The sequence below is a fragment of the Duganella sp. GW822-FHT06D06 genome, from assembly GCF_058799615.1.
This window is the reverse complement of sequence record NZ_JBXALQ010000004.1, coordinates 1-26360: the sequence shown is the minus strand read 5'-3', so window position 1 is coordinate 26360 and position 26360 is coordinate 1. Positions and strand designations below refer to the sequence as shown.

Annotated in this window: 32 protein-coding genes; 9 read left to right on the top strand and 23 right to left on the bottom strand. The window is 65.1% G+C overall.

From position 1 onward, the window contains the following. Positions 1–98: 98 nt before the first annotated feature. Positions 99–971 (bottom strand): serine hydrolase, encoded by an 873-nt coding sequence (locus AC1RMD_RS08920; protein ID WP_492925732.1) that lies wholly within the window; start codon positions 969–971, stop codon positions 99–101. 361 nt (positions 972–1332) lie between these two features. Next, positions 1333–2355 (bottom strand): sulfate ABC transporter substrate-binding protein, encoded by a 1023-nt coding sequence (locus tag AC1RMD_RS08915; RefSeq protein ID WP_492925730.1) that lies wholly within the window; start codon positions 2353–2355, stop codon positions 1333–1335. Positions 2356–2726: 371 nt separating this feature from the next. On the opposite strand from AC1RMD_RS08915, the gene AC1RMD_RS08910 reads away from it, so the two are divergent. After that, positions 2727–3200, top strand: coding sequence for a GNAT family N-acetyltransferase (locus tag AC1RMD_RS08910; protein ID WP_492925728.1), 474 nt, complete (start codon positions 2727–2729; stop codon positions 3198–3200). 6 nt (positions 3201–3206) lie between these two features. On the opposite strand, the gene AC1RMD_RS08905 is transcribed toward AC1RMD_RS08910, so the two are convergent. Continuing rightward, complete coding sequence (locus AC1RMD_RS08905; RefSeq protein WP_492925726.1) at positions 3207–3410, bottom strand: hypothetical protein; 204 nt, start codon at positions 3408–3410, stop codon at positions 3207–3209. 76 nt (positions 3411–3486) lie between these two features. On the opposite strand from AC1RMD_RS08905, the gene AC1RMD_RS08900 reads away from it, so the two are divergent. From AC1RMD_RS08900 to AC1RMD_RS08870, 7 genes are all read left to right on the top strand, one after another. Further along, positions 3487–4308: an EAL domain-containing protein gene (locus AC1RMD_RS08900; protein WP_492925724.1), complete on the top strand. Its 822-nt coding sequence runs from the start codon at positions 3487–3489 to the stop codon at positions 4306–4308. Positions 4309–4425: 117 nt separating this feature from the next. Then, positions 4426–4863 (top strand): hypothetical protein, encoded by a 438-nt coding sequence (locus tag AC1RMD_RS08895; protein WP_492925722.1) that lies wholly within the window; start codon positions 4426–4428, stop codon positions 4861–4863. Between the two features lie 296 nt (positions 4864–5159). Then, positions 5160–5723 carry a YcbK family protein gene (locus AC1RMD_RS08890; protein WP_492926364.1) on the top strand — a complete coding sequence of 188 codons (564 nt, stop codon included), beginning with the start codon at positions 5160–5162 and terminating at the stop codon, positions 5721–5723. 47 nt (positions 5724–5770) lie between these two features. Next, positions 5771–6181, top strand: coding sequence for a hypothetical protein (locus AC1RMD_RS08885; protein WP_492925720.1), 411 nt, complete (start codon positions 5771–5773; stop codon positions 6179–6181). Between the two features lie 26 nt (positions 6182–6207). Then, positions 6208–7011: a transporter substrate-binding domain-containing protein gene (locus tag AC1RMD_RS08880; protein ID WP_492925718.1), complete on the top strand. Its 804-nt coding sequence runs from the start codon at positions 6208–6210 to the stop codon at positions 7009–7011. 2 nt (positions 7012–7013) lie between these two features. Beyond that, entirely contained in the window at positions 7014–7679 is a 666-nt protein-coding gene (locus AC1RMD_RS08875; protein ID WP_492925716.1) for an amino acid ABC transporter permease, read from the top strand. 67 nt (positions 7680–7746) lie between these two features. Then, positions 7747–9942, top strand: a complete 2196-nt coding sequence (locus AC1RMD_RS08870; RefSeq protein WP_492925714.1) for a putative bifunctional diguanylate cyclase/phosphodiesterase — start codon at positions 7747–7749, stop codon at positions 9940–9942. 6 nt (positions 9943–9948) lie between these two features. Here AC1RMD_RS08870 and AC1RMD_RS08865 read toward each other — a convergent pair whose 3' ends face one another. The 12 genes from AC1RMD_RS08865 to flgB all read right to left on the bottom strand — a co-directional run bounded on the left by AC1RMD_RS08865 (position 9949) and on the right by flgB (position 20060). After that, a complete protein-coding gene (locus AC1RMD_RS08865; RefSeq protein ID WP_492925712.1) occupies positions 9949–10989 on the bottom strand; it encodes a hypothetical protein in 1041 nt (346 codons plus the stop codon). A gap of 18 nt (positions 10990–11007) precedes the next feature. Then, positions 11008–11919: a flagellar hook-associated protein FlgL gene (gene flgL / locus AC1RMD_RS08860; RefSeq protein ID WP_492925710.1), complete on the bottom strand. Its 912-nt coding sequence runs from the start codon at positions 11917–11919 to the stop codon at positions 11008–11010. Between the two features lie 11 nt (positions 11920–11930). Then, positions 11931–13301, bottom strand: coding sequence for a flagellar hook-associated protein FlgK (gene flgK, locus AC1RMD_RS08855; protein ID WP_492925708.1), 1371 nt, complete (start codon positions 13299–13301; stop codon positions 11931–11933). 94 nt (positions 13302–13395) lie between these two features. After that, positions 13396–13857, bottom strand: coding sequence for a rod-binding protein (locus tag AC1RMD_RS08850; protein ID WP_492925706.1), 462 nt, complete (start codon positions 13855–13857; stop codon positions 13396–13398). Positions 13858–13866: 9 nt separating this feature from the next. Then, on the bottom strand, positions 13867–15000 hold the full coding sequence (locus AC1RMD_RS08845) for a flagellar basal body P-ring protein FlgI (protein WP_492925704.1): 1134 nt from the start codon (positions 14998–15000) through the stop codon (positions 13867–13869). A gap of 29 nt (positions 15001–15029) precedes the next feature. After that, complete coding sequence (gene flgH / locus AC1RMD_RS08840) at positions 15030–15719, bottom strand: flagellar basal body L-ring protein FlgH (protein WP_492925702.1); 690 nt, start codon at positions 15717–15719, stop codon at positions 15030–15032. Next, complete coding sequence (gene flgG, locus AC1RMD_RS08835) at positions 15719–16510, bottom strand: flagellar basal-body rod protein FlgG (protein WP_492925700.1); 792 nt, start codon at positions 16508–16510, stop codon at positions 15719–15721. Before flgG ends, flgH begins: the two co-directional genes overlap by 1 nt. Positions 16511–16550: 40 nt before the next feature. Then, a complete protein-coding gene (gene flgF / locus AC1RMD_RS08830; protein WP_492925698.1) occupies positions 16551–17276 on the bottom strand; it encodes a flagellar basal-body rod protein FlgF in 726 nt (241 codons plus the stop codon). 14 nt (positions 17277–17290) lie between these two features. Beyond that, on the bottom strand, positions 17291–18553 hold the full coding sequence (locus AC1RMD_RS08825; protein ID WP_492925696.1) for a flagellar hook protein FlgE: 1263 nt from the start codon (positions 18551–18553) through the stop codon (positions 17291–17293). A 14-nt stretch (positions 18554–18567) separates the two neighbouring features. Continuing rightward, positions 18568–19251: a flagellar hook capping FlgD N-terminal domain-containing protein gene (locus AC1RMD_RS08820; RefSeq protein ID WP_492925694.1), complete on the bottom strand. Its 684-nt coding sequence runs from the start codon at positions 19249–19251 to the stop codon at positions 18568–18570. 3 nt (positions 19252–19254) lie between these two features. Further along, the gene (gene flgC / locus AC1RMD_RS08815; RefSeq protein WP_492925692.1) at positions 19255–19677 is read right to left on the bottom strand and encodes a flagellar basal body rod protein FlgC; all 423 of its coding nucleotides are present in this window, start codon (positions 19675–19677) and stop codon (positions 19255–19257) included. A 20-nt stretch (positions 19678–19697) separates the two neighbouring features. Continuing rightward, on the bottom strand, positions 19698–20060 hold the full coding sequence (gene flgB / locus AC1RMD_RS08810; protein ID WP_492925690.1) for a flagellar basal body rod protein FlgB: 363 nt from the start codon (positions 20058–20060) through the stop codon (positions 19698–19700). Positions 20061–20233: 173 nt separating this feature from the next. Here flgB and flgA point away from each other — a divergent pair, with 173 nt between their 5' ends. Beyond that, the gene (gene flgA / locus AC1RMD_RS08805) at positions 20234–20947 is read left to right on the top strand and encodes a flagellar basal body P-ring formation chaperone FlgA (RefSeq protein ID WP_492925688.1); all 714 of its coding nucleotides are present in this window, start codon (positions 20234–20236) and stop codon (positions 20945–20947) included. Here flgA and AC1RMD_RS08800 read toward each other — a convergent pair. From AC1RMD_RS08800 to AC1RMD_RS08765, 8 genes are all read right to left on the bottom strand, one after another. After that, positions 20928–21695 carry a glycoside hydrolase family 73 protein gene (locus AC1RMD_RS08800; RefSeq protein ID WP_492925686.1) on the bottom strand — a complete coding sequence of 256 codons (768 nt, stop codon included), beginning with the start codon at positions 21693–21695 and terminating at the stop codon, positions 20928–20930. The two genes, flgA and AC1RMD_RS08800, sit on opposite strands and share 20 nt — an antisense overlap. Next, the gene (flgN, locus tag AC1RMD_RS08795; RefSeq protein ID WP_492925684.1) at positions 21682–22134 is read right to left on the bottom strand and encodes a flagellar export chaperone FlgN; all 453 of its coding nucleotides are present in this window, start codon (positions 22132–22134) and stop codon (positions 21682–21684) included. The genes AC1RMD_RS08800 and flgN overlap by 14 nt, the downstream gene beginning before the upstream one ends. After that, positions 22131–22406: a flagellar biosynthesis anti-sigma factor FlgM gene (locus AC1RMD_RS08790; RefSeq protein WP_492925682.1), complete on the bottom strand. Its 276-nt coding sequence runs from the start codon at positions 22404–22406 to the stop codon at positions 22131–22133. The genes flgN and AC1RMD_RS08790 overlap by 4 nt, the downstream gene beginning before the upstream one ends. Before the next feature lie 40 nt (positions 22407–22446). After that, positions 22447–23469 carry a flagellar motor protein MotB gene (locus tag AC1RMD_RS08785; protein ID WP_492925680.1) on the bottom strand — a complete coding sequence of 341 codons (1023 nt, stop codon included), beginning with the start codon at positions 23467–23469 and terminating at the stop codon, positions 22447–22449. Next, a complete protein-coding gene (gene motA / locus AC1RMD_RS08780; protein ID WP_492925678.1) occupies positions 23453–24373 on the bottom strand; it encodes a flagellar motor stator protein MotA in 921 nt (306 codons plus the stop codon). Before motA ends, AC1RMD_RS08785 begins: the two co-directional genes overlap by 17 nt. 54 nt (positions 24374–24427) lie before the next feature. Next, entirely contained in the window at positions 24428–25165 is a 738-nt protein-coding gene (locus tag AC1RMD_RS08775) for a FliA/WhiG family RNA polymerase sigma factor (RefSeq protein WP_492925676.1), read from the bottom strand. Between the two features lie 45 nt (positions 25166–25210). Continuing rightward, positions 25211–25690: a flagellar basal body-associated FliL family protein gene (locus AC1RMD_RS08770; protein ID WP_492925674.1), complete on the bottom strand. Its 480-nt coding sequence runs from the start codon at positions 25688–25690 to the stop codon at positions 25211–25213. Between the two features lie 7 nt (positions 25691–25697). After that, the coding region (locus AC1RMD_RS08765) for a flagellar hook-length control protein FliK (RefSeq protein ID WP_492925672.1) at positions 25698–26360 on the bottom strand (663 nt) is incomplete at its 5' end.

Here is a 26360-nt window from a genome sequence, read left to right as displayed (position 1 = left end):
CATGCTAATAATTGGCATATAAACACTAGAAACTGGCTTGTGGAGCGTAAAAAAACCGGACCCTTGGGTCCGGTTATCGTTCCAGTAGCCTGAAAAGATCAGGCTGCGCGGCGGTGACGCTTGGCCGATTTGCTTGTTTTCTTATGGCGGCTGACCGAAGCCTTCATGACTTTCGGTTCCCCATCCGGGCCGGCAACGAAGCGGCGGATGTTGAATGCATCCATCAAACGAGCCGAATTGGCCTTGGCATTGAGCAACACCAACGTGGCATTCTTGCCGGCCGACTTGAAGCGCATGATCAGGCAGCGGCCGGCTTCTTCGGTGTAGCCGGTCTTCGACAGGCCGACGTCCCAACCCTTGGCGCCGACCAGTCGGTTGGTGTTGTGGTACTCCACCTGGCGACCCTTGATGGTGATCACATCCTTGGTGTCGGTGGTGATGCGGCGGATGTCCGGGTAGGCCGAAGCGGCGGTTGCCATCTTGACCAGGTCGGTCGCGGTCGAGCGGTTATTCGGCGACAGTCCGGTCGGTTCCTCGATCACGGTCTGGGTCAGGCCCAGCGCTTTGATCTTGGCGTTGACCGCCAATTTGAACGCGGCGGGGCCGCCTGGAAAGGTGCGGGCCAGCGATGCGGCGGCGCGGTTGTCTGACGACATCAGGGCAAGTTGCAGGGCATCGCGGCGGGCCAGTTCGGCGCCGACCGGCACCCGCGAAGTGCTGTGCTTGAGCATGTCCACGTCGGTTTTATCGATGCTGATGGGGGCATCCATGTCCTGCTTGGAATCGAGCACCACCATCGCGGTCATCAGCTTGGTCAGCGAAGCGATTGGAACCTGAACGTTGGAATTTTTTTCGAGCAGCACTTTACCGGTGCCATCTTCGACGACCAGCACCGACTGCGAGCCGAGCGGTACCGCGAGCGCAACCGCAGTAAACGAACTCAGCAATACAGCAACAATTTTCTTGAGCATGTTAGGTATTCTTGGGAGTGAGGAGTGTATCGGGCGTCAGAAGTTGACGCAGCGCAAAACTAATCTAGCTATGCGGCAATATTTCCTGAGGATAGAAGATAACATTAAAGTGGTTTCTCGTCTATTGAATGTAACTCCACGATTCCACTTATTTTACAACGGGGTCAAGTCTGACATTCGGACACGAGCTCTACCGTAACGCCGCTTACGGTAGAGCTCGTGTCCGAATGTCAGACTTGACCCCCATGCAGACTTGACCCCCATGCAAAGGGCTTAGTTGCTGCTGATCTTGGCGATCGGGACTTCGGTGGATTTGACGAGGACGATGACTTCGCTGCCGACTTTTAAATCCAGGTCATGCTTATTTGGTCTGGTAAATCTTGTCGAATTCGGCGCCGTCGTCAAAATGCTTCTTCTGCGCCGATTTCCAGCCGCCGAAGACGTCATCTACCGTGAACAGCGAGATCTGACGGAAGTTGGCGTTGTACTTCCTGAACGCCGCTTCGGAACGCGGACGGAAGTAGTGCTTGGCGATGATGTCCTGCGCCTGCTCGGTGTACAGGAAGTTCAAATAGCCAGTGGCCTGCTTGCGGATGCCACGACGGTCGACCACCTTGTCGACCACCGCCACCGGCGATTCGGCCAGGATGGAGATGGACGGGTAGACCACCTCGAAGTTGCTGCCGAACTCGGCCCGCACCAGGTTCACTTCGTTCTCGAACGTCACCAGTACGTCGCCGATCTCACGCTGGGTGAAGGTGGTGGTGGCGCCGCGGCCGCCGGCGTCCAGCACCGGCACGTTCTTGAAGATCTTGCCCACCAGCTCGCGCGCCTGCGCTTCGGTGCCGCCTTTTTTCAGCACCGAGCCCCAGGCCGCCAGGTAGGTGTAGCGCCCGTTGCCGGCGGTCTTGGGGTTGGGAATGACCACCTTGACGCCCGGCTTGGCCAGGTCGCCCCAGTCCTTGATCTGCTGCGGATTGCCCTTGCGGACCAGAAATACCATGGTCGAATAGAAAGGCGCGGCGTTGTTCGGGAACTTCCTGGCCCAATCCTGCACCACCAGACCCTTGTCGGCCAGCATGTCGATGTCGTTCGCCTGGTTCATGGTGACCACCGCCGCTTCCATGCCGTCGGCCACCGAGCGGGCTTGCTTGGACGAGCCGCCGTGCGATTGGTTGACGTTGATGGTTTCGCCGGTGCTCTTCTTCCAGTCGACCACGAAGACGGGATTGATGTCCTTGAACAGTTCGCGCGCGACGTCGTAGGACGCATTCAGCAGCACGGTTTCAGCGGCGTTCGCTTGCAGCGGCAGGCCCAGCATGACGGCGGAGGCGGCCAGGAAGGAGGAGATCAGCGCGCGGCGAGCAGGATTTTGGGTGGTCATAATGCGCTTTCGTATTAACAGGCGCCCATGGTGTAAAATTTCGCCCGGAAAAGATACGAATTTTTCGTAATATGCTTAGAAGGATGTTTGTCACGAGGTTTTCAGTAAAAACTGCATAACGATTTTTGAAAACATTCGTGGGCAAAAACAGGGCCAACCACTAGGCTGGCAGAGTCAATCGGGCGCGCCCGCAACGGCTTTTGCTGCTTGGTGTATAGTGGGTTTCAGGCACTGAAGAAGGCACGCGGGGTAACGGCGTAGCGCTTCATTTTTGCTATCGGGAATATTTGTGAGCGTACATGAGTCTTGAAATTCGGAGTCTTGAAATTCGTATTGCTGCTTCGACAGATGCGGATGCGGCATGCACAGTGTTGCGCCGTTCGATCACGGAATGCTGCGACCTGGATCATAAAAACGATCCCGCCATCCTTGACGCCTGGCTAGGCAACAAAACTCCGCAGATGGTGGCGAACTGGTTCAGTTCGCCGACCAATTTTTCGCTGGTCGCGCTGAGCGAAGGCGTCGTCGTCGGCGTCGCGCTGCTGACCGGCGCCGGCAAGCTGGCCCTGTGCTATCTGCTGCCGGAGGCGCGCCGCCAGGGTGTCGGCAAGGCGCTGCTGGCGCGCATGGAGGAGCAGGCGTGCAGCTGGGGCGTGAAGGCGCTGCAATTGCACAGCACGGCCACCGGCCAGGATTTCTTCGCCCGCCTTGGCTATGTGGATGCCGGCAAGGTGCGTTCGCCGTACGGTGTCGAGACCGTGTTCTTCTGGAAGCAGCTGGACGCCGGCGCCGAAGCGCCGGACGGCAGCAAGCGTAAGCGCTTCTGCAACTGCAATCCGCTGTAAGTCAGCTCAGCAGCAATTCTCCAATTCCCATTCCTGGCGCCGCACCGGCGCCGCGCCCACTTCCATTCCGTTGACAAACAGCTTCAGCTCGCCCGGCGCGAAGCGGGTCGAGGCCAGCGCGTCGGTGTAGAGCCGGCAGCCGCTGGCCGTATGCAAAGCGATGCCAGCGGCCACGCCCGGAGGGCGGAACGAATGTTTTGGCATATCCATAGCTGAAAGCATTCGTTCTGCTTTGCCGCGCGCGGGCCTACGCTGTGGGTATTGTCCGCATCTGTCGAGGAGTTCCATGTCATTTCCCATCCTGCAAAAATACCTGGCGCGTTTATCCGACGCGACCGGCGCCGCATCCAGCATCTGGCTCGATCACGAGGGCAAGGCGCAGGGGCGGTTTTTCAATTGCACCATGAGCAGCGCCTTCCAGCCCATCCGGCAACTGGAATCGGGGCGGGTGCAGGCGTATGAAGGCTTGGCGCGCAGCGTGTCGGCGCAGGACCAGGGCCTGTCGCTGTGGAAGCTGCTCGACCACGCGGCCAGCGACGACGAGTCGATCGAGCTCGATCGCCTGTGTCGCATGCTGCATGCGATTAATTTTTTCCGCCAGGCCGGCGAGGGCGGGCAGGACTTGTACCTGAACGTGCATGATCGTTTGCTGAGCGCGGTCAGCAGCAATCACGGCCACGCCTTCCGTCGCATCCTCGATGCGTTGGAACTGCCGTTGGAACGGGTCGTGCTGCAATTGCCGGCGGCCTCGCCGCAGCAAGGCTGGCTGCTGAACTATGTGTCCGACAACTACCGCCGCAACGGCTTCCGCTTCGCCGTCAACGTGCCGAGCGCGCGCGAGGCCTTGCAAGTGCTGGATCGCCTGCGGCCCGATGTGTTCAAGCTCGACGCGCGCGAACTGCATGACAGCGAAACCTTGCTGGCCTTGTTGAAGCGCAGCGCGGCGGCCGGCGTGGCGGTGGTGTTCAAGCGGTTGGACTCGACGCCAGCCCTGGCGGTGCTGCGCCAACTGGGCGAGGCGGCGAACCTTCCATTGCTGGCGCAAGGCTATCTGCTGGACGAGCCGCGTGCCGATCTGCTGCTCGCCGAGAGCGAGGCCGCCGCCTGAGTCTGTACCGCAGAGCCATTTTAATTTTGTATGCCGCGATGCTGATGATAGGCAGAATGAATTTGTTTTTTCTCCGGTGACTGCTTAAATGGAATTTCCTAACCGGGGAAAACGATCATGAAAACATTATGCTTAGCCATCGTTTTGGGTGGGCTGGCCTTGTCGCCGGCAGTGCCGGCACAGACGACCGAGGAGACCGTCACGGTGCCGGTCTCGGCGCGTCAACTCCGCATCGAACTGCCCGAGGTTTACTCCAAGATGTGGCCGGAGGACTACCGCGACCTGGTGGCCAGTTACTCGCTGTCGAACGGGCAAACGCTGTCCATCGTCAGCCGCGGCATGAATATGTACGCGTTGGTGGATCAAGACCCTCCGCACAAGATTGTCGCCACCAGCCGTAATAATTATGTGGCGCTGGACCGGCAACTGAAGATGGAAATCGTTCAGCATGGCGACGACAGGGTGAGCGGTTCGCTGACGATGGTGGTGCCGTCGCGCAGCTTGTCCGACGGCCGCCTGGTGCCCGAACAGCTGGTGCTGCTGGCGTTCCGCTAGCATCCGGCGGCGCCCGGTTTTTTGGCGAAATCGGGCCTGTTTCCTTTTTCAATTCCCTCCGCATACGCTATAGTGTCCCTATTGGTTTTCACGGGTAGGCTATGGCAACGCGCAGAAATTTTTTACAGCAGGGTTTGGGCTTGGCGGGAGCGAGTTTTTTATCGGTGCCGCTGATAGGATGCGCCTCCCGCAGCACCGTTCAACACAACACGGCCGCGGCGCCGAAACCGGCGCCGCATCCGGCCGCGTCCGGCGGCGCGCCGAGCGCCGCGGCCCAGGCCAGGCCGGCCGCCAGCATGCCGCGCGCCACCGCGCCTTCCGGCTTCGGCGAACTGGCGCCACCACCGGACATCTTCGACGCGCAAGCGCTGGACCTGGAGTTCTGGCTCAAGCCGCGCACCATCGACGTGGTCCGTCCGGCCTCCGGCGAGCGCGCCAAGCTGCTGTACTGGCGGGACGGCGAGATCATCGAATCGGCCTACCAGGACTTGTGCCACCTGCTGCGCGACGTCAACGGCAAGGAAACCGCGCCCATCGATCCCAAGCTGTTTGAAACGCTGTGGGGCACGCAGGCATTCGTGGCGCGCTACGGCATCGAGACGCCGCTGGAAATCCTGTCAGGCTACCGCACTCCGGCCTCCAACCAGAAGCTGCGCGAAGCGGGCGTGCCGGCCGCGCGCCAGTCGCTGCACATCGAAGGCCGCGCCGCCGACATCCGCCTGGCCAGCCTGAACTCCGAAGTGCTGGGCGGCCTGGTCAAGAGCTTCCGCCAGGGCGGCGTCGGCTTCTACTACCGCGCCGGTCCGCGCGGCGGCTGGATCCACGCGGATACCGGTCTCAAGCGCACTTGGAAGGGTTGAGCCCGGTATCGGCTAAACTAGCGGCTGGCCAAGTCAACAGGATTACTATGCAAGACAATATGGACCCGCCGCGCTTCCGTCCGGTACCGTGGAGCGGGCTGGAAAGCCCGGCCGATGTGGAGCTGTGGATCGCCGAGCACGATCTCAGCCTGCAGGAGCATATCGCCAGGAATGAAACCGGCTACGGGGTCTGCTTCACGCTGGCCGAAGGCGGCGAGATCTATATGCAGACCACGCAGGACGGCGCCCTGATCCTCGATGTGACGCCCGACGCCGAATGGGTGGCGCCGCTGATCATGGCCGCCGCGCGCGTGGACGAGGCGCCGCCGGGCCGGCTGTGGGTGCTGCCGGACGATAAACTGATACAGTTGATGATAGGGCTGAGCGGCCTGATCGCCAGTTCCATCCTGGTCGTGGGCCATGATTTCGGCCTGCGCCGCCGCATGGGCGCGTGGTAGCGCCCGCCATTTTTACAAGGAACTCCATGCATAAACGTGATGTCACTTTCAAGCTGGCGCAAGGCGCGCTGCTGGCGCTGAGCCTGGCGGCCGCCGCCATGCCGGCCTCGGCGGCGGACCTGCTGGCCACGGTCAAGGCGCGCGGCGCGCTCAAGGTGGCGTTGGAGGGCACTTATCCGCCGTTCAACTACAAGGACCAGAAGAGCGGCGAACTGGCCGGCTACGACGTCGACGTGGCGCGCCTGCTGGCGGGCAAGCTGGGCGTGAAAGTGGAATTCGTCAGCAGCGAGTGGGCCAGCATCCTGGCCGGGCTGTCGGCCAATAAATACGATGTGATCATTTCGCAGGTCGGCATCAATCCCAAGCGCGAACAGGCGTTCGACTTTTCCGCGCCGTATATCTACTCGATGCCGCAGCTGATCGTGCGCAAGGACGAGCAGGCCGGCTACAAGACGCTGGCCGACTTGAAAGGCAAGAAGCTGGGCGTGGGGCAGGGCAGCGTCTACGAGCAGCAGGCCAAGGCGGTGCCCGGCATCGAGGTGCGCAGCTACGCGGCGGCGCCGGACACCATGTCCGACCTGGCCAGCGGCCGCATCGACGCGGCGCTCAACGACAGCCTGATGTCGGCCTATCTGTTGAAAATTTCCAAGCTGCCGATCAAGGCCGGCGCGCAGGTCGGCGCGGTCGAGCGCATGGGCATTCCCTTCCAGAAGGGCAATCCTCAGTTCAAGCAAGCCTTGAACCAGGCGCTGGCCGACGCCGCCGCCGATGGCAGCCTGAAAGCCATCTCGCTGAAATGGTTCGGCACTGACGTCAGCAAGGCGCCCTGAGCATGGAGTGGCAGGGCCTGCTGGAGCTGCTGCAAGAGGCCGCGCCGGTCATGCTGCGCGGCGCCGGCTATACGGTGATCTTCGCCATGGCGTCCATGCTGGGCGGGCTGCTGATCGGCTTCCCGGTGGCGGTGCTGCGCATCCTGCCGTATCGCGCGCTGCGCTGGCCGGCCGGCGTGTATGTCAGCCTGATGCGCGGCACACCGTTGCTGGTGCAAATGTTCGTCATCTATTACGGCCTGCCCAGCATCGGCATCGAATTCACGCCGGTGACGGCCGGCATCCTCGCGCTGAGCCTGAACGCCGGCGCCTTCCTGTCCGAGAGCCTGCGCGGCGCCATCGGCGCGGTCAGCAAGGGGCAGTGGGCGGCCAGCTACAGCCTGGGACTGGGCTACTGGTCCACGCTGGTCCACGTGGTGCTGCCGCAGGCGCTGCGCATCGCGGTGCCGGCCATGAGCAATACGCTGATCAGCCTGATCAAGGATACCTCGCTGGTGTCGGTCATCACCATGACCGAACTGATGTTGTCGACCAAGGAAGTGATCGCGACCACCTTCCGGCCGCTGCCGCTGTACCTGGCCGCCGCCGTCATCTATTGGACCCTGAGTCTGCTGTTTGAAGCGCTGCAGCGGCGCGCAGAACAACGCTTGAACCGCGCGCACCGTTGAGGCGTCGCCGTTCTCTCGACAGTGCGCGGCTTAAATGCTAGTCTGAACACCTAAGCAAAGGGGTGGTATGGAGAAGCCTACGCACAATACCGAATTGCATGGCGGCCGGCAGCCGATCTCCGCGGCCCGCATCGACGGGCTCACCAGCATGGCTATCATGGACGAAGGCGCGCTGATGGAGCCGTTCGCCGAATTGTCCGCGGCCGACGGGCTCAGCGCCGAGCAAGCCTGTTTCAACGATGTCTACCTGTTGGCGCCGGTCGGCTATTTCGTGCTCGGCTTCGACACCACCATCCTGCAGATGAATGTGGTGGCGGCCGACCTGCTGGACCTGCCGCGCAACAACCCGGCCAAGCTGCCGCTGCGGCAATATATCGCGCCCCGTTTCCATGACGACTTCGACCGCTTCGTGCGGCTGGCGCTGAACAGCCAGCATCCCGAGCAATGCTCGCTGCAGATGACGCGGGCCCGCAACCAGCAAGGCTTCCCGGTCACCTTGCGCGCCAGCGCCGACAGCAGCGGCCAGGCGATCCGGGTGGTGCTGGAGCTGGCCGAGGGCAAGCTGGCGGCGCTGGAACGCAGCGAGGAACGCTTCCGCCGCATCGTCCACAGCGCCGAGGAGGGCATCTGGGAAATCGATGCCGCCGCCCACACCAGCTTCGTCAATCCGAAGATGGCGCACATGCTGGGCTACGGCATCGAGGAGATGCTGGACCAGCCGCTGGTGGCCTTCATGGACGACGAAGGCCGCGCCATCCTCGAGCGCAATATCGCCCGTCGCCAGCAGGGCCTGGCCGAGCGCCACGAATTCAAGTTCCTGCGCAAGGACGGCAGCGAGCTGTGGGCCACGCTGGCCACCAACCCCATCTTCGACGCCGAGGGCGCCTACCTGGGCGCGCTGGCGCTGGTGACCGACATCACCGACAGCCGCGCGACCACCGAGCGCATCTGGCACCAGGCCAATTTCGACGACTTGACGGCGCTGCCCAACCGCCATATGTTCCAGGACCGGCTGGGCCAGGAGGTCAAGAAGGCGCAGCGCGAAGGCATGCAGCTGGCCTTGCTGTTCATCGACCTGGACGGCTTCAAGCAGGTCAACGACAGCCTCGGCCACGCGCACGGCGACAGCTTGCTGGTGGAGGCGGCGCGCCGCATCGGCGCCTGCGTGCGCAGCTCGGACACGGTGGCGCGGCTGGGCGGCGACGAGTTCACCGTGATCCTGTCCGGCGTCGAGCAGGCCGCCGGCATCGAGCGCATCACGCAGACCATGCTGGCGCTGCTGAACCGGCCGTTCGCGCTGGGCGCGGCCAACCCGTCGATCTCGGCCAGCATCGGCATCGCGCTGTATCCGTCGGACGCGGTGGCGCCGGAGGACTTGCTGCGCCACGCCGACCAGGCCATGTACGCGGCCAAGGAGTCCGGCCGCAACCGCTACAGCTACTTCACGGCCGATCTGCAGCTGGCGGCGCAGGCGCGCCAGCAGACCACGCTGGACCTGCGCTCGGCGTTGGCGGAACGGCAGTTCGAATTGCATTACCAGCCCATCGTCAACCTGCAGACCGGCACCATCGAGCGCGCCGAGGCGCTGCTGCGCTGGCGCCATCCGCAGCGCGGCCTGCTGGCGCCGGCCGAGTTCCTGGCGCATGCCGAGTCGGGCGGGCTGATGATGGAAATCGGCGACTGGGTGTTCCGCCAGGCGGCCTTGCAGGCGCGCCGCTGGCAGGACGAGCTGGGGCCGGGCTTCCAGGTCAGCATCAACCAGTCGGCGGCGCAGTTCCGCGGCGACACCGCGCTCTACGTCGGCTGGCTGAACTACGCGGCCGAGCTGCAACTGGCGCCGCGCAGCATCGTCATCGAGATCACCGAAGGGGTGCTGATGGATGGCATGGACAAGGTCGCCGACCGCCTGCGCGAGCTGCGCGAGATGGGCTTGCAGGTGGCGCTGGATAACTTCGGCACCGGCTACTCCTCGCTGTCGCACCTGAAGCATTTCGGCATCGACCTGCTCAAGCTGGACCGCAGCTTCATCCAGCACCTGGCGGTCGACAGCGGCGACCTGGCGATGTGCGAGGCGCTGATCGTCATGGCGCACAAGCTGGGCCTGCGGGTGGTGGCGGAGGGGGTGGAGACGGCGGCCCAGAGCGCCTTGCTGGCGCTGGCCGGCTGCGACTATGCGCAGGGCTTTGTGTATGCGCAGGCGTTGCCGGCCGAGCAGTTGACCGAGCTGGCCAGGCGCGGGCTGCCGCGGCTGGCGGTCGATTGAGCCGGCTTAGCGCAGGCTCAGCAGCGAAATCACGCGCTCGCGGCTGATGCCCGCCAGCGCCGAGGTGATCGACAGCAGCGACTGGTAGCCGGGCTGCCTGGCGGTCGAGACGAAGTTCTGCGCCACCTGGTCCATGCCGTCGGTGGTGTCGCTGGGCGTGGCGCTCTGCACCCGCGCGCTGACCTGGTTGAGCGCGGTGTGCACCGAGGCGATCGCCTGTTCCACCTGGGCCAGCGCCTGCAGCACCTGCTGCAGCGTGGCGCGGATCGATTCCATGTCCGCGGTTTGCCAGCTGTCGGGATCGACGGCCGGCGCTTCGGCCTCGGCCTTCACACGGTTCAGCTGACCGGTCGGGAAACGGATGCCGCCGCCCTGCACGGCGATGGTGTCGCGGATATTGGTCCACGCCGATTCGGGGGTGGAAAACTCCAGCTGGCCATCTTCGTTGAGCTCGGCGCGCACGCCGCTGGGCGCCAGCGCGTCGTCGAAGCGCTGGGCGATTTCCTGGTCGGTCAGGCCCGGCTCCAGCACCACCGAGCGCAGGTTCTGGCCGCCGCCCAGCGAGATCGCCAGCACTTCGCGGCCGCCGGTGCGCAGGTTGCCGATGTTCATGCCGCGCACCGTGAAGCGGGTGGTGCTGGTCTTGTTGCTGAATTTGAGGCGGGCGTCCAGCGTGCCGCCGGAGGCCGCGCTGCGGTTGCGCCAGCTGTTGCTGAACTGGCGCACGCGCGCGTCCAGCGTGCCGTCGGCGCGCTGGCGGTTGGCCAGGCGGGCGCTGAGGTCGGCCTTCAGGTTGCGCAGCTGGGCCGCGCTCTGCTCCAGGAAGTCGAGCGCCTGCTGGGCGCCGGAGATGTCGCCCTGCAGCGGCTGGTCCCAGTTGTTCAGGCCGCGGCGCAGCGGCGCCGCCGAGGTCGGTGTCGGCGAGACCGGCGTGGCCGTGGCCGCGTTCTCGCCATTCAGCCCCAGCGAGGTGCCGTCCACCGCGCTGGCATTGCTGGCGTTGCCAGGAACAATGACGGTGGGTGTGGAATTGGGCGAGATTTGCATACGGTGCTCAGTCTGGAATTACAGGATGTTGAACAGCGACAGGTTGCTGATCTTGGAATAAGCCTTGTACGACGATTGCAAGGCCAGATTATAGCCGTTCAGCTGGGTCGCGGCGTCGCCGTAGTCCAACTGTCCCAGGTCCAGCATCGCGGTCTTGTTCGACAGGCTGACGTTGGCGTGGTTGCCGTCCAGCGTGGCGAGGATGTTCTGGGCGCCGCCCAGGTCGGCGATCTTGCCGGCCACCAGGTCCAGCGCGCTGCTGGCGCCGTCCATATTGGCGCCCAGCGCCGCGGTCAGCGACGGCGAACCCACCGTCAGCGTCGGCGACGACAGTTCGGCGATCACCGTGTCCATCTGGTTGAGCAAGTCTTCCACGCCCTTGACGTCGACGTTGGCGGTTTGCGTGATGCCGTTGCCGACCACGGTTTTCTGCTGGTTCTGGTTGCCGGTGAAGCTGTAGCGCGAGCCGACCGCGGCCGCCGGGTCGTAGCTGATGGCCGGGGTGTCGGTCTGGGTGCCGGAAAAGATGTAGCGGCCTTCCTGGTCTTTTTCGTTGGCGCTGTAGAAGATGCTGTCGCGCAGCGCGGTCATCGGGTTGACCATGGCCTTCAGGTCGGTCGGGGTGTTGCTGCCGTCCGAGGCCCAGACCAGCAGGTCGTGGCTCTGGGTGATGTCGTTGACCATGCTCTGCAGGTAGGTTTCGTTGGTCGTCAGGCGGATCTTGACGGCCGCGATGTTGTCGCGGTACTGGCCGACGATGGCTTCCTCGCGCGTCAGGCGCGACAGCCGCACATTGGTGACCGGATCGTCGGACGGCAGCAGGATCTTGTTGCCGGACGCCATTTGGGCGGTGATCTGGGCCAGGTGGCTCTGGTTGTCTTGCAGGCCGCGGTTCATGGTGGCCTGGAACTGGCTGGTGGCGATGCGCATACAGGCTCTCCTTAACCGAACATTTGCAAGGTGGCGTCAAACAGCGTGTTGGCGACCGAAATCACCTTCATGTTGGCTTGATACATATTCTGGAACTCGACCAGGTTGATCGCTTCCTCGTCGGTGTTGACCGCGCTGGTCGATTTCCAGTCGTCCTCGGACTGCTGGCGCACCGTGGTGGCGGTGTTCATCTGCGACTGGTTTTGCTGGCTGTCGATGCCCAGCTTGCCCACCAGCTGGGTGTCGGCGTCGCCCAGTAGCACGTTGCCCAGCGTGGTCAGGGTGATCGGCTGGCCCTTGATGGCCACCAGTTGTTGCAGGTTGCCGGTGTCGCCCGGCGTGCCGTCGCTGGAGAAGGCCAGGTCGCTGGTCTTGAAGCCGCCGACCACCTGCAGCAAGCCGGTGGCGCTGGTCGGGTTGAACACCAGCAGCGCGCTGCCGGGAACGCCCGGGCTGGTCAAGCCGGCCGCCAGTTGGGCGTTGATCTTGGTCGACATCTGCTCGGCGATCTCGGCGATCGATTTTTGCAGCGGCTTCAGGGTGTTTTCCTGGTAGTCCGCCAGGCCGCCCAGCTGGCCGCCGACCTTGGTGTCGTCCAGCTTGAAGGTGGTGTTGGCGAAGGTCAGGTTCAGCTGCTGCACGCCGCTGCTGGTGTCGAAGGCCAGCTTGGCCGACAGGTTGCTGACCACCAGCGGTTGGCCGCTCTTGAGCGAGACGCTGGCGGTGCCGTCCGGATTGTTGATCACCTCCACCGCGACCTGCGAGGCGACGCTGTCGATCAGCTGTTCGCGCTGGTCGATCAGCGGCGAGGTGTTGCTGCCGTTGGCGCCGGTGGTGATGATTTGCTGGTTCAGCGCGGCGATGCTGATGAGCGACTGGTTCAGTCCCGGCAGGATGGCGGAGCGCTGTTGCTGCACCGAGATCAACTGGTTGGCGGTGACGTTGTAGATGCTGTTGAACTGCTGCGACATGGAGTCGGCGGCGGTGATCACCTGCTGGCGCAGCGGGGTCGAGGTCGGATCGACGCCGGCCGCATTGAGCGCCTTGAAGAAATTGTCGATGCCGTAGCTGAGGCTGGATTTGTCATCGCTCATGACTTTTTCCATCTGCGTCAGGTAAGGCTGAACCTGGGTGTGCTGGCCGAGGTTGGACGCCGCGCGCCACATCTGCTGGGATTTATACGAGTCGCTGAAACGCAGCAGCGAGCCGACCTGCACGCCGTTGCCGGGGCTTTTGGCGGCGCCGCCGTTCACCAGCGTCTGCAGCAGCACGCCCTGGCGGGTGTAGCCCTTGGTTTGCGAGTTGGCGATATTCTGGCTGACCGTGTTCAGGGCAGCCTGGGCGGCCAGGGCGCCGGACAGTGCGTTGTAAGAGATGCTCATAGTGCAAGGGTCTTTCCTGGTGAAGGCCGGAGGACCAGTCGCTTGCAGTGTTTACACGAGGTCCACTGGTCCGTTAACTGTAAAGGGCGACCGATTATTGCGCCGGATTAAGCACCGCGGGAATATTTTGCGGCTCGGCAACACCCGACGCCGCCGCGGCCGCCGCCCGGCGCGGCAGGCCGGCCTGCAGCGCCGGCGGGGTGCTGGCCGGCGGCAGCAGCTGGCGCAGGATGGCGTCGGCCACGCCGAAGGCGCGCTGGCCGGCCAGCTGGTCGGCCACCAGGTTGTCGGCCATGTCCAGCATGTCCTCGTTGATCTTGTCCTTGAACACGCTGTCCTCGGCCGCCAGCGCGCGGGTGCCGGCGCGCATCTGGTGCAGCATGTGGCCGATGAAGAAGCTCTCGAACTTGACCGCCGCCTCGGTGGCCTTGGCGCGGTATTTGGGATCGACGCCGTCGGCGACGGCGGGGGCCGCCACCAGCGGCGCGCCGCCGAGCTGGTCGGCCACGCCGATGCGCATGGTGCTGCCGTCGAATTTGCCGGGGTCGAAGTTCATGGGCTTTCCTTAGATGACGACCAGTTCGCCTTCGATGGCGCCGGCCTGGTCCAGCGCCTGCAGGATCGCCATGATGTCGTCCGGCGAGGCGCCCAGGCTGTTGATGACGTCGATGATCGCTTGCAGCTTGGCGCCGGCCGGCCATTTGAACATCTGGCCCGAACCCTGGTCGACGCTGACCTGCGATTGCGGCGTGGCCACGGTGTTGCCCTGGGCCAGGGCGTTCGGCTGGCTGACCTTGGTCGATTCGGAAATCACCACCTTCAGCGAGCCGTGGGTGACGGCGGCGGCGCGCACCCGCAGGCCGTCGGCGATCACCACGGTGCCGGTGCGGGAATTGAACACCACCTTGGGCGAATCGTCGCCGACCTCGATCGACAGCGTCTCCAGCTTGGCCATGAAGGCCACGCGCTGGGTCGGATTGGCCGGCGCCAGCACGTCTATGCTGGTGGCGTCGGTGGTGGTGGCGATGTCGCCGAAGCGCTTGTTGATGGTGTCGACGATGTTGATCGCGGTCTGGAAGTGCGGGTGGCGCAAGGACAGGCGCACGCTCGGCTTGGTGGCGAAATCGCTGGCGATCTCGCGCTCGATCGCGGCGCCGCTCGGGATGCGGCCGGAAGTGGGGGTGTTGACCGTGACCGAGGAGCCGCTCTTGCCGGCCGCGCTGAAGCCGCCGACCACCACGTTGCCCTGGGCCAGCGCGTAGACCTCGTTGTCGGCCGCGCGCAGCGGCGTCAACAGCAGGGCGCCGCCGCGCAGGCTCTTGGCGTCGCCCATCGAGGACACCACCACGTCGATGTTCTGGCCCTTGCGGTAGCCGGGCGGGAACACCGCCGACACCATCACGGTGGCGACGTTCTTGGACTTGGCGTCGGTGCCGTCCGGCACCTTGACGCCGAACTGCTTGAGCATATTGATCACCGACTGGCTGGCGAACTTGACCTGGGTCGAGTCGCCGCTGCCGTTCAGGCCGACCACCAGGCCGTAGCCGACCAGCGGATTGTCGCGCATGCCTTCGACGGCGACCAGGTTGCGCAGCACTTGCGCGGCCTGGGCCGGCGCGGCGGCGCCCAGGGCCACGCACAAGGCCAGCGGCAGGGCCAATAGGCGGTGCAGGGAAGTGAGGCGCGTGCGGAAATTCATGGGGTCACCCTCTCTAAAACGTCGGCCGTTCAGAACGGCATCAGCGGGCCATTGAAGAAGCGCGACAGCCAGCCGGCCGATTGCGTGTCGGCCAAGGTGCCCTGCGCCGAATAGGCGATGCGGGCGTTGGCGATGCGCAGCGACGACACCTGGTTGTCGGCGTCGATGTCGGCCGCGCGCAGGAAGCCGCGCAGGCGGACGAATTCCTCGCCCTGGTTCAGGGTCAGGGTCTTTTCGCCGGACACCCGCAGCAGGCCGTTCGGCAGCACTTCCTGCACGATCACGGTGATGGCGCCGGTCAGCGCGTTCTGCTGGGTGCTGGTGGCGTCGCCGGCGAAGCTGTTGGAGGCGCCCAGCCCGAGCGCGCCCTTGCCGAAGGTCTTGCCCAGCAGGTTGGGGGCGACGATGTTGTCGGCCGAATTCTTGGAATAGCTGGTGCCGGCCTTCTTGCTGGCCTGGGTGGTTTCCTGCAGGTTGACGGTGACCACGTCGCCGACCCGGAAGGCGCGGCTGTCCGAGGTCAGCGACAGGCCCAGGTCGGGGCTGTAGACCCCGCCCGACGTGCCTTTCGGGCCGACCACGCGCGACACGGCGGGCGGCTCGTCGGACGGACCGGGCCGCACCGGCGGCGGCTGCAGGGCGGCGCAGCCGGCCAGCAGCGCGGCCACGAGGGCCAACGCTGGGGCCGCCCAACCCCGGACAGGCAGCGTCGAGCTCATCAGCGTGCCGCCTGCGCCAGGTATTGCAGCATATTGTCGGCCGCCGACAGCACCTTGGTGTTCATCTCGTAGGTGCGCTGGGCGGCGATCATGTCGACCATTTCCTCGACCACCTGCACGTTCGAGCCCTCCAGCGCGCCTTGCTTGAGCTTGCCCCACTGGGCGTCGCCCGGCTTGCCGTCGGTCGGGGTGCCGCTGGACGGGGTTTCGGCGAACAGGTTCTCGCCCAGGGCCAGCAGGCCGGTCGGGTTGATGAAGCTGGTCAGGGTCAGCTGGCCCAGCTGGCTGGCGGTGGTGTTGCCGGCCAGCGTGGCCGAGACCACGCCGTCTTCGCCGATGGTCAGCGCGGTGGCGTTGGCCGGAATGGTGATCTGCGGGATCAGCGGCAGGCCGTGGGCGTTGACCAGGATGCCGTTGGCGTCGACCTGCAACTGGCCGGCGCGGGTGTAGGCGGTTTCGCCGTTCGGCTGGCGCACCGACAGGAAGCCGTTGCCCATCACCGCCAGGTCGAGCTGGTTGCCGGTGGTTTGCAGCGAACCCTGGCTGAAGACTTTTTGCGTGCCCACCATGTGCACGCCGTTGCCGAGCTGCACGCCGGACGGCGCCAGCGTGTTGTTGTCGGCGCGCTGGGTGCCGGGCTGCTGCTCGATCGAATAGAACAGGTCCTCGAACACCACGCGGTCGCGTTTGAAGCCGACCGTGTTGGCGTTGGCCAGGTTGTTGGCGATCGCTTGCAGTTTTTCGTCCTGCGCCTGCACGCCGGTTTTGCTGATCCACATTGCTGGATTCATGATATCTCCCTGTTGCTAAAGATGACTAACGTGGACCGGCTTAGCCGCCGATCAGGCGGTTACCGGTTTCGGCCATCGAATCGCTGGCCTTGAACAATTTCATCTGGATCTCGAAGGTGCGGTTCAAGCTCATGGTGGCGACCATTTCCTCCACCGCCGAGACATTGCTGCCTTCCAGGTGGCCGGGCTTGACCACCACCGTGGCCTCGGTCGGCAGCGGCTGGCCGCTGCGCGCCACCAGCAGGCCGGCCTCGTTCTTGGTCAGTTCCGACGCTTCCGCCTTGACCAGCTTGAGTTTGTCGATGGTTTGCATGGTGGTGGTGCCGGGACTCTGGATCGACACCGTGCCGTCGGCGCCGACCGCGATCCGGCTGTACTCGGGCAGCGTGATCGGGCCGCCTTCGCCCAGCACCACGTTGCCGTTGATCTTCAGCGTGCCGGTCTCGTCGAGCGTCATGGCGCCGGCGCGGGTGTAGGCCTCGCCGGTCGGCCCCTGCACCGCGAAGTAGCCGTTGCCGTCGACGGCCACGTCCAGGTCGCGGCCGGTGGCCTTGAGCGTGCCCTGGCGGGTCGACACCGCGTTGGCCTGCAGCTGCGACATGTGACGGTCGTCGTAGCCGTAGCCGTTGACGGTTTGCGCCGACGACAGCTCCATATTGGCGCGGAAGCCGCCGGTTTCGATGTTCGCCAGGTTGTTGGCGTGTACCTGCTGGCCGCGCAGGGCCCGTTCGGCCCCGCTCATGGCGGTGTAGATCAGCGCATCCATGGGTCAGCTTATCCTTACAGCGCTTGCATCAGCGATTGCATCATCTGGTTCTCGGTCTGGATGACCTTGGAGTTGGCCTGGTAGTTGCGTTGCGAGGTCATCAGTCCGACCAGTTCCGAGGTGATGTCCACGTTCGACTGTTCCAGCGAGCTGGTGTTGAGCGAACCGGTCATGCCGACGCCGGCGAAGTTGACCAGCGGCGTGCCGGAGCCGAGCGACTGCACCCAGCTGGTGTCGTCGACCGCGGTCAGCGAGCCTTCGTCGGGGAAGGTGGCCAAGGTCAGCTTGCCGACCGGCTGCTTCTGGCCGTTGCTGTACTTGGCGATCACCGAGCCGTCCTTGGCCAGGTCGACGCCGGCGAAGGTGCCGGAGGCGTAGCCGTTGGCGCTGTTGGTCGAGGTGGTCGCCTCGCCGGCGAAGTAGGTGGTGCCGGTGTAGTTGATGTTGATCGGGGTGGCGGCCATCTTGGCGCCGCTGATGAAGTTCGGCCACAGGACCGGGTCGGTGGTGTCGAGCGCGCTCAGATCCAGCGGCAGCGAGCCGTTGGTGGTCAGCGGATCGGGCGCCGGGGTGGTCATCTGGCCGTTGGCCGGGTCGAACACCAGCGCGCCGTTGCCGACCAGGTTGCCATCGAGCACGTAGTTGACCGAGATCGAGCCGGCCGCGGTGGCGCCGAAATACTGGGTCAGCGTGTGCTGGCCGCCCAGCGTATCGTAGATCACGGTGGCCTTGGACATGCTGAAGGTGGACGGGTCGGGCGGCGTGGTCGGCGTGACGGCGCCGGGGAAGGCGGTCACCGGCCAGTCGGCCGACAGATTGCCGATGTAGTTGACCTTGTCGCTGACCACGGCCGGGATCTGGCCGGTCGGGATCGAGATGTCGCCCTGGGCGCCTGGCTGGGTGCTGGGCGGCACGATGGTGGCGCCCTGCACCTTGCGGCCGGAGGCGTCGGTCAGGAAGCCGTCCTTGGAGGTGTTGAAGATGCCGACCCGGGTGTAGTTGATGTTGTTGCCGCTGTCCTTGACCATGAAGAAGCCGGCGCCGTTGATCGAGGCGTCCAGCGAGCGGCCGGTGTTGAGGATGCCGCCCGACAGGCCGATGTTCTGGGTGGTCGAGCCGATCTTGACGCCGGTCATCTGGTCGCCCGCCACCAGCGACGAAAAGTTGGCGCGCGAGGCCTTGTAGCCGTAGGTGCCGGCGTTGGCGATGTTGTGGCTGGTGGCGTCCAGCGCTTCGTTAATGGCCTGGATGCCAGACAATGCGATATCGAAACTCATGATGGATACCTTTCTTAGTGACTAGATTGAGTGGCGGAAGCGGTGGATTTACCGTTGAAAGCGGTGATGGCGGTCGGCGCGACTTCGCCGATGTTGCCGACGTTGAGGACCACGCTGCCGCTGGCGGCCAGCCGTACGCTGTTGAGCCGGCCTTGCAGGTCGAGCGTCGGCGTTTCCTTGGTGCTGGTCTCGACCGTCATGGTGTAGCTGCCGGCGGGCAGGCCCAGCGCGGTCGGGTCGATCGCGAACGGCACGGTGCCGGCCGCGACCGTGCCGAGGTTGACGGTGTGCTTGGCGCCGTTGGTGCCGGTCAGCACCACGCGGGTGGCGGTGCTGGTCGCGCCCAGCGTCATCTGGCCGCTGACCTTGGTGGCGCCGTCGGACACCAGGGTGCTGGTCTCGGCCATGACGTCGGAGCCGACCTGGGCGCCCAGGGCCAGCACCTGCATGCTTTGCAGCACGCTGGCGTTGGCGCTGGTCAGGTTGGACAGGGTCTGCAGCGACTCGGTCTGCGACAGCTGGGTCAATTGCTGGACGAACTGGGCCGGATCGGTCGGCGCCAGCGGGTCCTGGTTCTTGATCTGGGCCACCAGCAGCTTGGTGAACATGTCCGAGGTGGCGCTGGCGTTGTTGCCGGTGATGTTGTTGCCGCTGGCGCCCGTCGTGCTGCTGCCGTTGTTGAGGAGACTGACTGTCATGGCTTAACCTTCACCGAGTTTGAGGAGGGATTGCTGCATCGTGCGGATGCGGCCCAGTACTTCGACATTGGTCTCGAAGGCGCGCGAGGCCGACATCATGTCGGTCATCTCGGCCACCTGGTTGACGTTGGGGTAGAACACCATGCCTTCGGCGTTGGCCATCGGATGGCCCGGTTCGTAGACCTTGCGCAGCGGCTCGCTCGATTCGACCACGTCCAGCACCTGCACCTTGCCGCCGACGCTGCCCATGTCGCCGATGCTGTCGCCCATGACGGCGGCAAACACCGGCTTGCGGGCGCGGTAGGTGTCGGTTTCGTTGCCGGCCACGGAATCGGCGTTGGCCAGGTTGCTGGCGATGGTATTGAGGCGCACCGACTGGGCGGCCATCGCCGAGCCGGCGATTTCTGAAATATTCTTGAACGACATCTCGCGCTCCTTGTTGACCGTTATTGTCCGTTGATGGCTTTGGCCAGGCCCTTGAGGCTCATGTTGACGAAGGTCAGGCTGGTCTGGAAGTCCGAGGCGTTCTGCGAGAACGCCGCCTGCTCGACGCCGATCTCGACCGTGTTGCCGTCGCGGGTGGGGTGGAACGGCACCCGGTACAGCATGGCGCTGTCTTCGTCGCCGCCGATGTCGCCGCTCGCTTCGGCCTGGGCGTTGGCCAGCGTGGCGGCGAAGTCCATGTCGCGCGCCTGGAAGCCGGGCGTGTTTTCGTTGGCGATGTTGGCGGCCAGGATGCGGGTGCGCTCGGCCCGCAGGTGCAGCGCGTCGGCGTGCATGCCCACCGCATCTTTGAAATTAATCGCCATGTTCTTCCCCTGTGTAGGCATTGCTGTAAAACGATGTTGCATGAGTGAAAACCGCTGGCGCCGGGGTAGAATGGCGCCCGGGTGCGGCATGCACCCGAGACGTTCCGGCTCCCGGCATCATAGTAGAGGTATTGCCCATGTTCAACAAAAGTATTGTAACCGCTTTGAGTGCAATGTTGCTGTTTTGCACTCCATTTTCTGCGGCGATTTCCGCCCCGGGTCCGACCGCCGCCGAACAGGTGCCGCTGCTGGTGGAAGCCGCCGCGCGCGCCCATGTGCAGCGCTGGGCCGACAGCAGCGGCCTGGTGGAACCGAAATTCGAACTGAACGTGGTGCGCGGCAGCCGGCCGCTGGCCGCATGCAGGCAGGCCGCGACGGTCGACGCACTGGATACGCGGCTGCCCGGCCGGATGCGTTTCGCCGCCGTTTGCGCCGGCGCCGACGGCTGGCGATATGAGTTCGTGGTGCGCGCGCAGATCTCGGCGCGCATTGCAGTGATGGCAAGCGATGTGCCATCAGGGAAAGTATTGACCGACGACGACGTGTTGCTGGAGCGCCACGACATCTCCGGCATCGCCGACAGCGTGTCCGATCCGCAGGACGTGGTGGGCTTGAGCGGCCGGCGCGCGCTGCGCGGCGGCGAGGTGTTGCGCATGGCCTTGCTGGCGGCGCCGACCCTGGTCAAGCGCAACGACGCCGTGCGCATCGTGGCGAAACGCGAGCAGATCGAGGTCAGCATGGCGGGCGAGGCGCTCGACAGCGGCGCGCGCGGCACGCTGGTGCGGGTGCGCAACGCCAACGGCACCGTGATCCGTGCCAGGGTGACGGGCGCGGCGACGGTGGAGCCGGTCGATATGCCCGTGTCCACTAATTCCCCGACGCAGTGATGTGGCTGGCGCCGCGCTGCAGCTGCGCGGCCAGTTTGCTGAGTTTGTCGGCGTAGTTGGGGTCGGTGGCGTAGCCGCCTTGCGCCAGGCCCTGCGCGAAGGCGCGGGCGTCGTTGCCGGTGTTGAGCGCGGCCTGGTAGCGCGGATTGCTGGTCAGCAGGTCCGCGTAGTCGCGGAAGGCGCTGGCGGTGTCCGGATAGCTGCGGAAGCGCTCCACTTTCCGCAGCATGGCGCCGTGTTCGAATTCGGTGGTGCTGGCGGCCGCCACCGCGCCTTGCCAGCCGCCGCCGGCCTTCAGGCCGAACAGGTTGTTGCTGTCGGCGCCGCCCTGGCGCAGCGGATTGCGGCCCCAGCCCGATTCCAGCGCCGCGTGCGCGGCGACGATGTCGGGCGAGACGCCCAGCTTGCCGGCGGTTTCCTCGGCCCAGGGTTTGATCGAGGCCAGGAATTGTTGTTGGAGGTCGGGGTCGGCGCCGCCGGCGATCGCGCCGGCGCCCTGGTGGCGCAGCGCCATCGCCTGCAGGTTCATGGCCGCAGTGTGGTTCGTGCCGGCAGCGGAGGAGGAGGCGCTGAAGCCGCCGCCGTGCGCGAGGAAGGCGCCGACCTCGTGCTGGACCTGGCGGAAGGTGGCGGCGAACGCCCCCGACGACGCAACGCCGCCCAGCGCCGCGGTGGGGCGGGTGGCGCTCATGTTCGAAACGGTTGCAGCAGTGGGTGCGGTCGATTGCATCCGGTCAAGCTGGTGCATAAATCTGCTCCTCGCCATGCAGCACGCGCTGCATGATGCTGTACTGTTCTACCAGCAAGTCGCTATTGCGCTTGCCCAGACCCTTGCATTCGATAACCATCTGTTCCAGCGTTGCCCAGTCAACTTCCATTCTCTCCCGTGCCGCATTTTTCAGCAAGGCAAATGCCTGCAACATGGTCGATGTTGGCCCTAATAAACGTTGTACCAGCGCCACGCGCTGCGTGCGGCGCTCTTGCATCACGTCGACCAGGGCGGAAATCGCCTCGGCCACGGCGGCCAGTTGCGGGCCCTGGTGGCGCAAGGCGGCGTCGAACTGCTGTTGCAGCAGGCCGCGCAACTGCTGGTAGGCCAGCAGATCGTCGGCGATGCCGGCCAGCAGCAGGCGCATGGCGTCCTGCCGGGTGCCCGGCGCGGCGCCGGCCGGGGCCGCTGCGCTCACTTCTCGCTCCCGTGGAAGCGCTGCACCAGGCCGGCCAGCTTGGCGGCGTCGAACGGCAACTCGCCCTTGGCCAGCGCGTCGCGCAGCAGGTCGACCTTTTCCTGGTCGATTTCCGGCATTTCGCGCATCGCCTGCAAGGCCGGTTGCATCACCGCCGATTGCAGCGGCGCCTGCGGCGCCGGCGCTAAGACGGCCTCGGCCGCTTCCGCCGGCGCGGCTTCCGCCACCCGCTGGACAGCGACGCCGTCGGGACTTCCTGTCGAGATTCTCATACGTGTGCCTCTGCTTGGCTTGGTTTCCATACGGTGTGTCTTATTTCGTGCGGCGCGGATCGCGCAGCGGGCTGTCGGCGCCGAGCTTGGCGCGCAGTTTTTCCAGCAGGCTGGCGTCCGGCAAGGCGGTGTCGACATCCTGGGTCAGCGCGCTGCTGCCTTCCGGCATGCCGAACATGGTGGCGATCGACTTGGCCTGGGCGGTGGTCAAGATCAGCAATTCGATGCGGCGGTTGACGCCGGCGTCGGCGCGCTTGGTGTCGAGCGGCGCGCGGTCGGCCATGCCGACCACCTGCAGCACCGATTCCGGGTTCATGCTGCCGGCCAGCAGCTGCGAACGGGCCGACATCGCGCGGTTGGCCGACAAGGTCCAGTTGGAGAAGGCGGCGTAGCTGCGGTCGGCGTATTGCAGCGAATCGGTGTGGCCGACGATCAGCATCTGGTTTTCCATCTGCCGGAACAGCGGCCCCATCTTGCGCAGCAGGGCGCGGAACTTGTCGGTCGGCACGGCCGAGCCGCGCACGAACATGCCCTGGCGGTCGGTGTCGTGCAGCATCACGCGCAAGCCGTAGGGGGTGATCACCGATTCCAGGTTGCTGGTCAGGCCGGCCTCGGCGCTCATCTTGGTCAGCGCCTTGGACAGCGCCGCCAGGTCGCTCGGGCTGTCGTACTTGACCTTGGCCTGCTCGACCACCGGCTGCGACTCGCCGGTGACCTTGGTGTGGGCCTCGCCCTTGGCCTTGGCGTCGCCCGGCTCTTCGGTGCTGCCGGTGTGCGGCATCGGGAAACGGTCGATCAGGCTGCCGCGCGGGCCGCCCACCTGCTCGGGCATGACGCCCTTGCCCTGGTCGGTCTTGGCGCCGTCGGCCTCGGTCAGGATCTGTTCCAGCGATTCGAAGTTGCGCGCCGCCATCAGCCACAGCACCAGGAACAAACACATCAGCGCCAGGCAGAAGTCGGCGAACGCCACCTTCCAGGCGCCGCCGTGGTCCTCGTGCTTGTGCTTGCCACCGCCGCGTTTGACGATGGTTTGCTCATGGCCCTTGTCATGCGACTTTAGCACCGCGGCCTCCTCTGCGCGAGCTGTCTTCGGCCGGGGCGCTGTCGCGTCCCTCGAGGTCGTTGATCCAGCGTTCCAGCTGGGCGAAGCTCGGCTTGATGTTCAGCTGCACCAGGCGGCGGCCGGCGTCGATCGCCAGCAGCGGCGGCTTGCCGGCCACGTGGGTCACCAGCACCACCTTGACGGTTTCCTTGTTCGACGCTTCCTGGTTGACCAGTTGCTTCATCATGTTGGAAATCGGGTCCAGGATGCCGTAGCAGAAGAAGATGCCGATGAAGGTGCCGACCATGGCGGCGCCGACGTGCTCGGCGATCTCGCCCGAGGTCGCGCCTTCGCTGACGGTGTTCATGGTGATCACGATGCCCAGCACCGCGGCCAGAATCCCGAAGCCCGGCATCGCTTCGCCGATCTTGGCCAGCGACTTGGCTGGCTGCTCGAGCTCGGTGTGGATGGCTTCCAGTTCCTGCTCCAGCACGCCTTCGAGCTCGTGGGCGTTGATCTTGCCCATCGCCATCAGACGGAAGTTGTCGACGATGAAGGCCAGCAGTTTGGGCTCTTCCAGCACGCGCGGATAGCGCTGGAACAGCGGACTGTCCTTGGGCGCCTCGACGTGGGCGTCCAGCGCCTTCAGGCCGCCGGCCGCCAGTTGCAGCAGTTCGTACATCAGCAGCAGCAACTGGCGCTGGAACTCGGAGTCGTATTTCTTGCGGAACACGATCTTCTTGATCTGCGTGATCATTTCCTTGAGCACGTGGGGCGGGTTGCCGATCACCAGCGCGCCGAGACCGGCGCCGGCAATGACGATCAGCTCGATCGGTTGCCAGATCTGATGGAAGACGCCGCCCATCATGAAGAATCCACCGAAGACGCTGCCTAAAACTATGATGATGCCGACTATTTGCTGCATGATGATTCGCCTTTCCGCGTCATTTTTCTAATCTTGCCGTGCGCCCGCTCTGGATCAGGCGTTTTGCAATACTGCCTTCATCTTGCCCAGCGCCGCCTTGTTGAGCTGACAGACGCGGGCGTCGGTCAGGTCCAGCACGGCGGCGATTTCTTTGTAGCTGAGCTCGAATTCGTAATACATCTGCACCACCCGCTGCTCGCGCTCGTCGAGCCCGCGCAGCGCCTGCTCCAGGCTGCGCCGCACCATCAGCTGGTCTTCCGGGCTGGGCGCGCTGTCGTTGCTGACGCTCTCCTGCAGCACTTCGTCGAAGCTGGCGATCAGCTCGGCGTTCTCGTCCATCTGGTAAGCCTGGTAGGCTTCCGAGGTCAGGTTCAGGGCGCTCATGATTTCCTGTTCGCTCGGTTCGTGCCCCAGGCTGCGGGTCAGGGCGCGCACGCCGTCGCGCAGCTTGTGGCTTTGCTGGCGCACCGCGCGCGGGCGCCAGTCCTGGCGCCGCAGTTCGTCGAGGATGGCGCCGCGCACCCGCAGGCTGGCGTAGCTGCCGAAGGCGCCGTCGGGCGCGCCGTAGCGGCGCAGTGCTTCGAGCAGACCCATCAGGCCGATCTGCTCCATGTCGTCGCGGTCGATGGCGCCGGCGATCTGCGAATTGAGCTGGCGGACGATGCGCTTGACCAGGGGCGCGTACGACAGCAGGTGTTTTTGCTCGTCGGCCATGCTGTGCGCCAGCGGCGCGCCGCCGGCTTCGCCATAACTGTCGGCATAAGCGTCCGCATATTGCTCTATATAGGCCATGCCCGCTCCACTGGTCGCACCACTCGTCTTCATGCCTGCCGCTGCCTACTCAATGATCAGCTTGCCAATCATGACTTCGGAAAATGGCTTTTCCCGGCCCTCATGCTCGTAAGTGGCCTCGAATGCCTTGTTCAGTTCGGCCGCAAACTGGTCGATGGTCATCACTTGCGCGGTGGCCATCGGCAGGTTGGACAGCGTGCGGACCGCCACGCTGCGCAGCATCGGCAATTGTTCCTTGGCTTCCTTCTCTTTCTTCTCGGTGGTGGTGATCACCAGGTCGGCCGACATATAGTGGCTCAGCGTGTCGCCGGGCTGGCGCTTGAGCATGATGACCACCTTGTCCACCGTCAGGTACTTCGGCGCCGACTTGTCGTCCTTGACTTCCTTCTTGGCGGCCTTGCCCGGCTTGCCCTCGGTCGCCGGCTCATCTTTGCCTTTCGACATGAACCAGACTGCGCCGCCGGCCACTGCGGCGCCGACGACGGCCACCAGCACCAGCGCTATGATCATTTTCATGTTCTTCATCTACTGATTACTCCCGCTCGGACGTCATGGCAAAGGTGGTGCTGTCGTCGTCCGCCAGGGCGCGGCCCGGCGTGCGGCCTTGTTCCTGCTCGCGCTGCTGGCCGTTGCGTCCGCCGCTGTCGGCCTGGGCCTGGGCGCGCGACGACGACACCGTCACCGACACGTCGGCGAACTGGCGGCTCGACAAGTCCTGGCGCACGCTGTCGCCGATGGTGTTGAGCTGGCGCAGCACTTCGCTGTGGTTGGCGCTCAGGTTCACCTGCAGCGTACCGGCGCTGTGGCGGATCGAGATCTCGATGCTGCCCATATTCGGCGGTTCCAGGCGGATCACGGCGTGCTCGTTGTTGCGTTGCAGCTGCACTTGCAGGCGCTCGCCCAGCGCTTCGCGCAGCGGCTGCTGCCACTGGTCCGGCGCACCCGCCAGCTTGACCACGGCGGCGGCCGGCGTGGCGGCCGCGGTGTTCTGGCTGACGCCGACGCTGCTGCCGGCCGCGGCCGGGGCGGGCGCGGGCGCGCTGCTGCGGCCGATGCTGTCGTCCTTGACGGTCGCGGCCACGGCGCTGGTCGCGCTGCCGACGGCGGGGGTGTCGGCTGCGGCGACCTCGGCGCTGCGCGGCGCCACGCGCGGCAGGGCCGGCGTGTAGGCGGCGCCGACGGCGGCGGGCAGCGC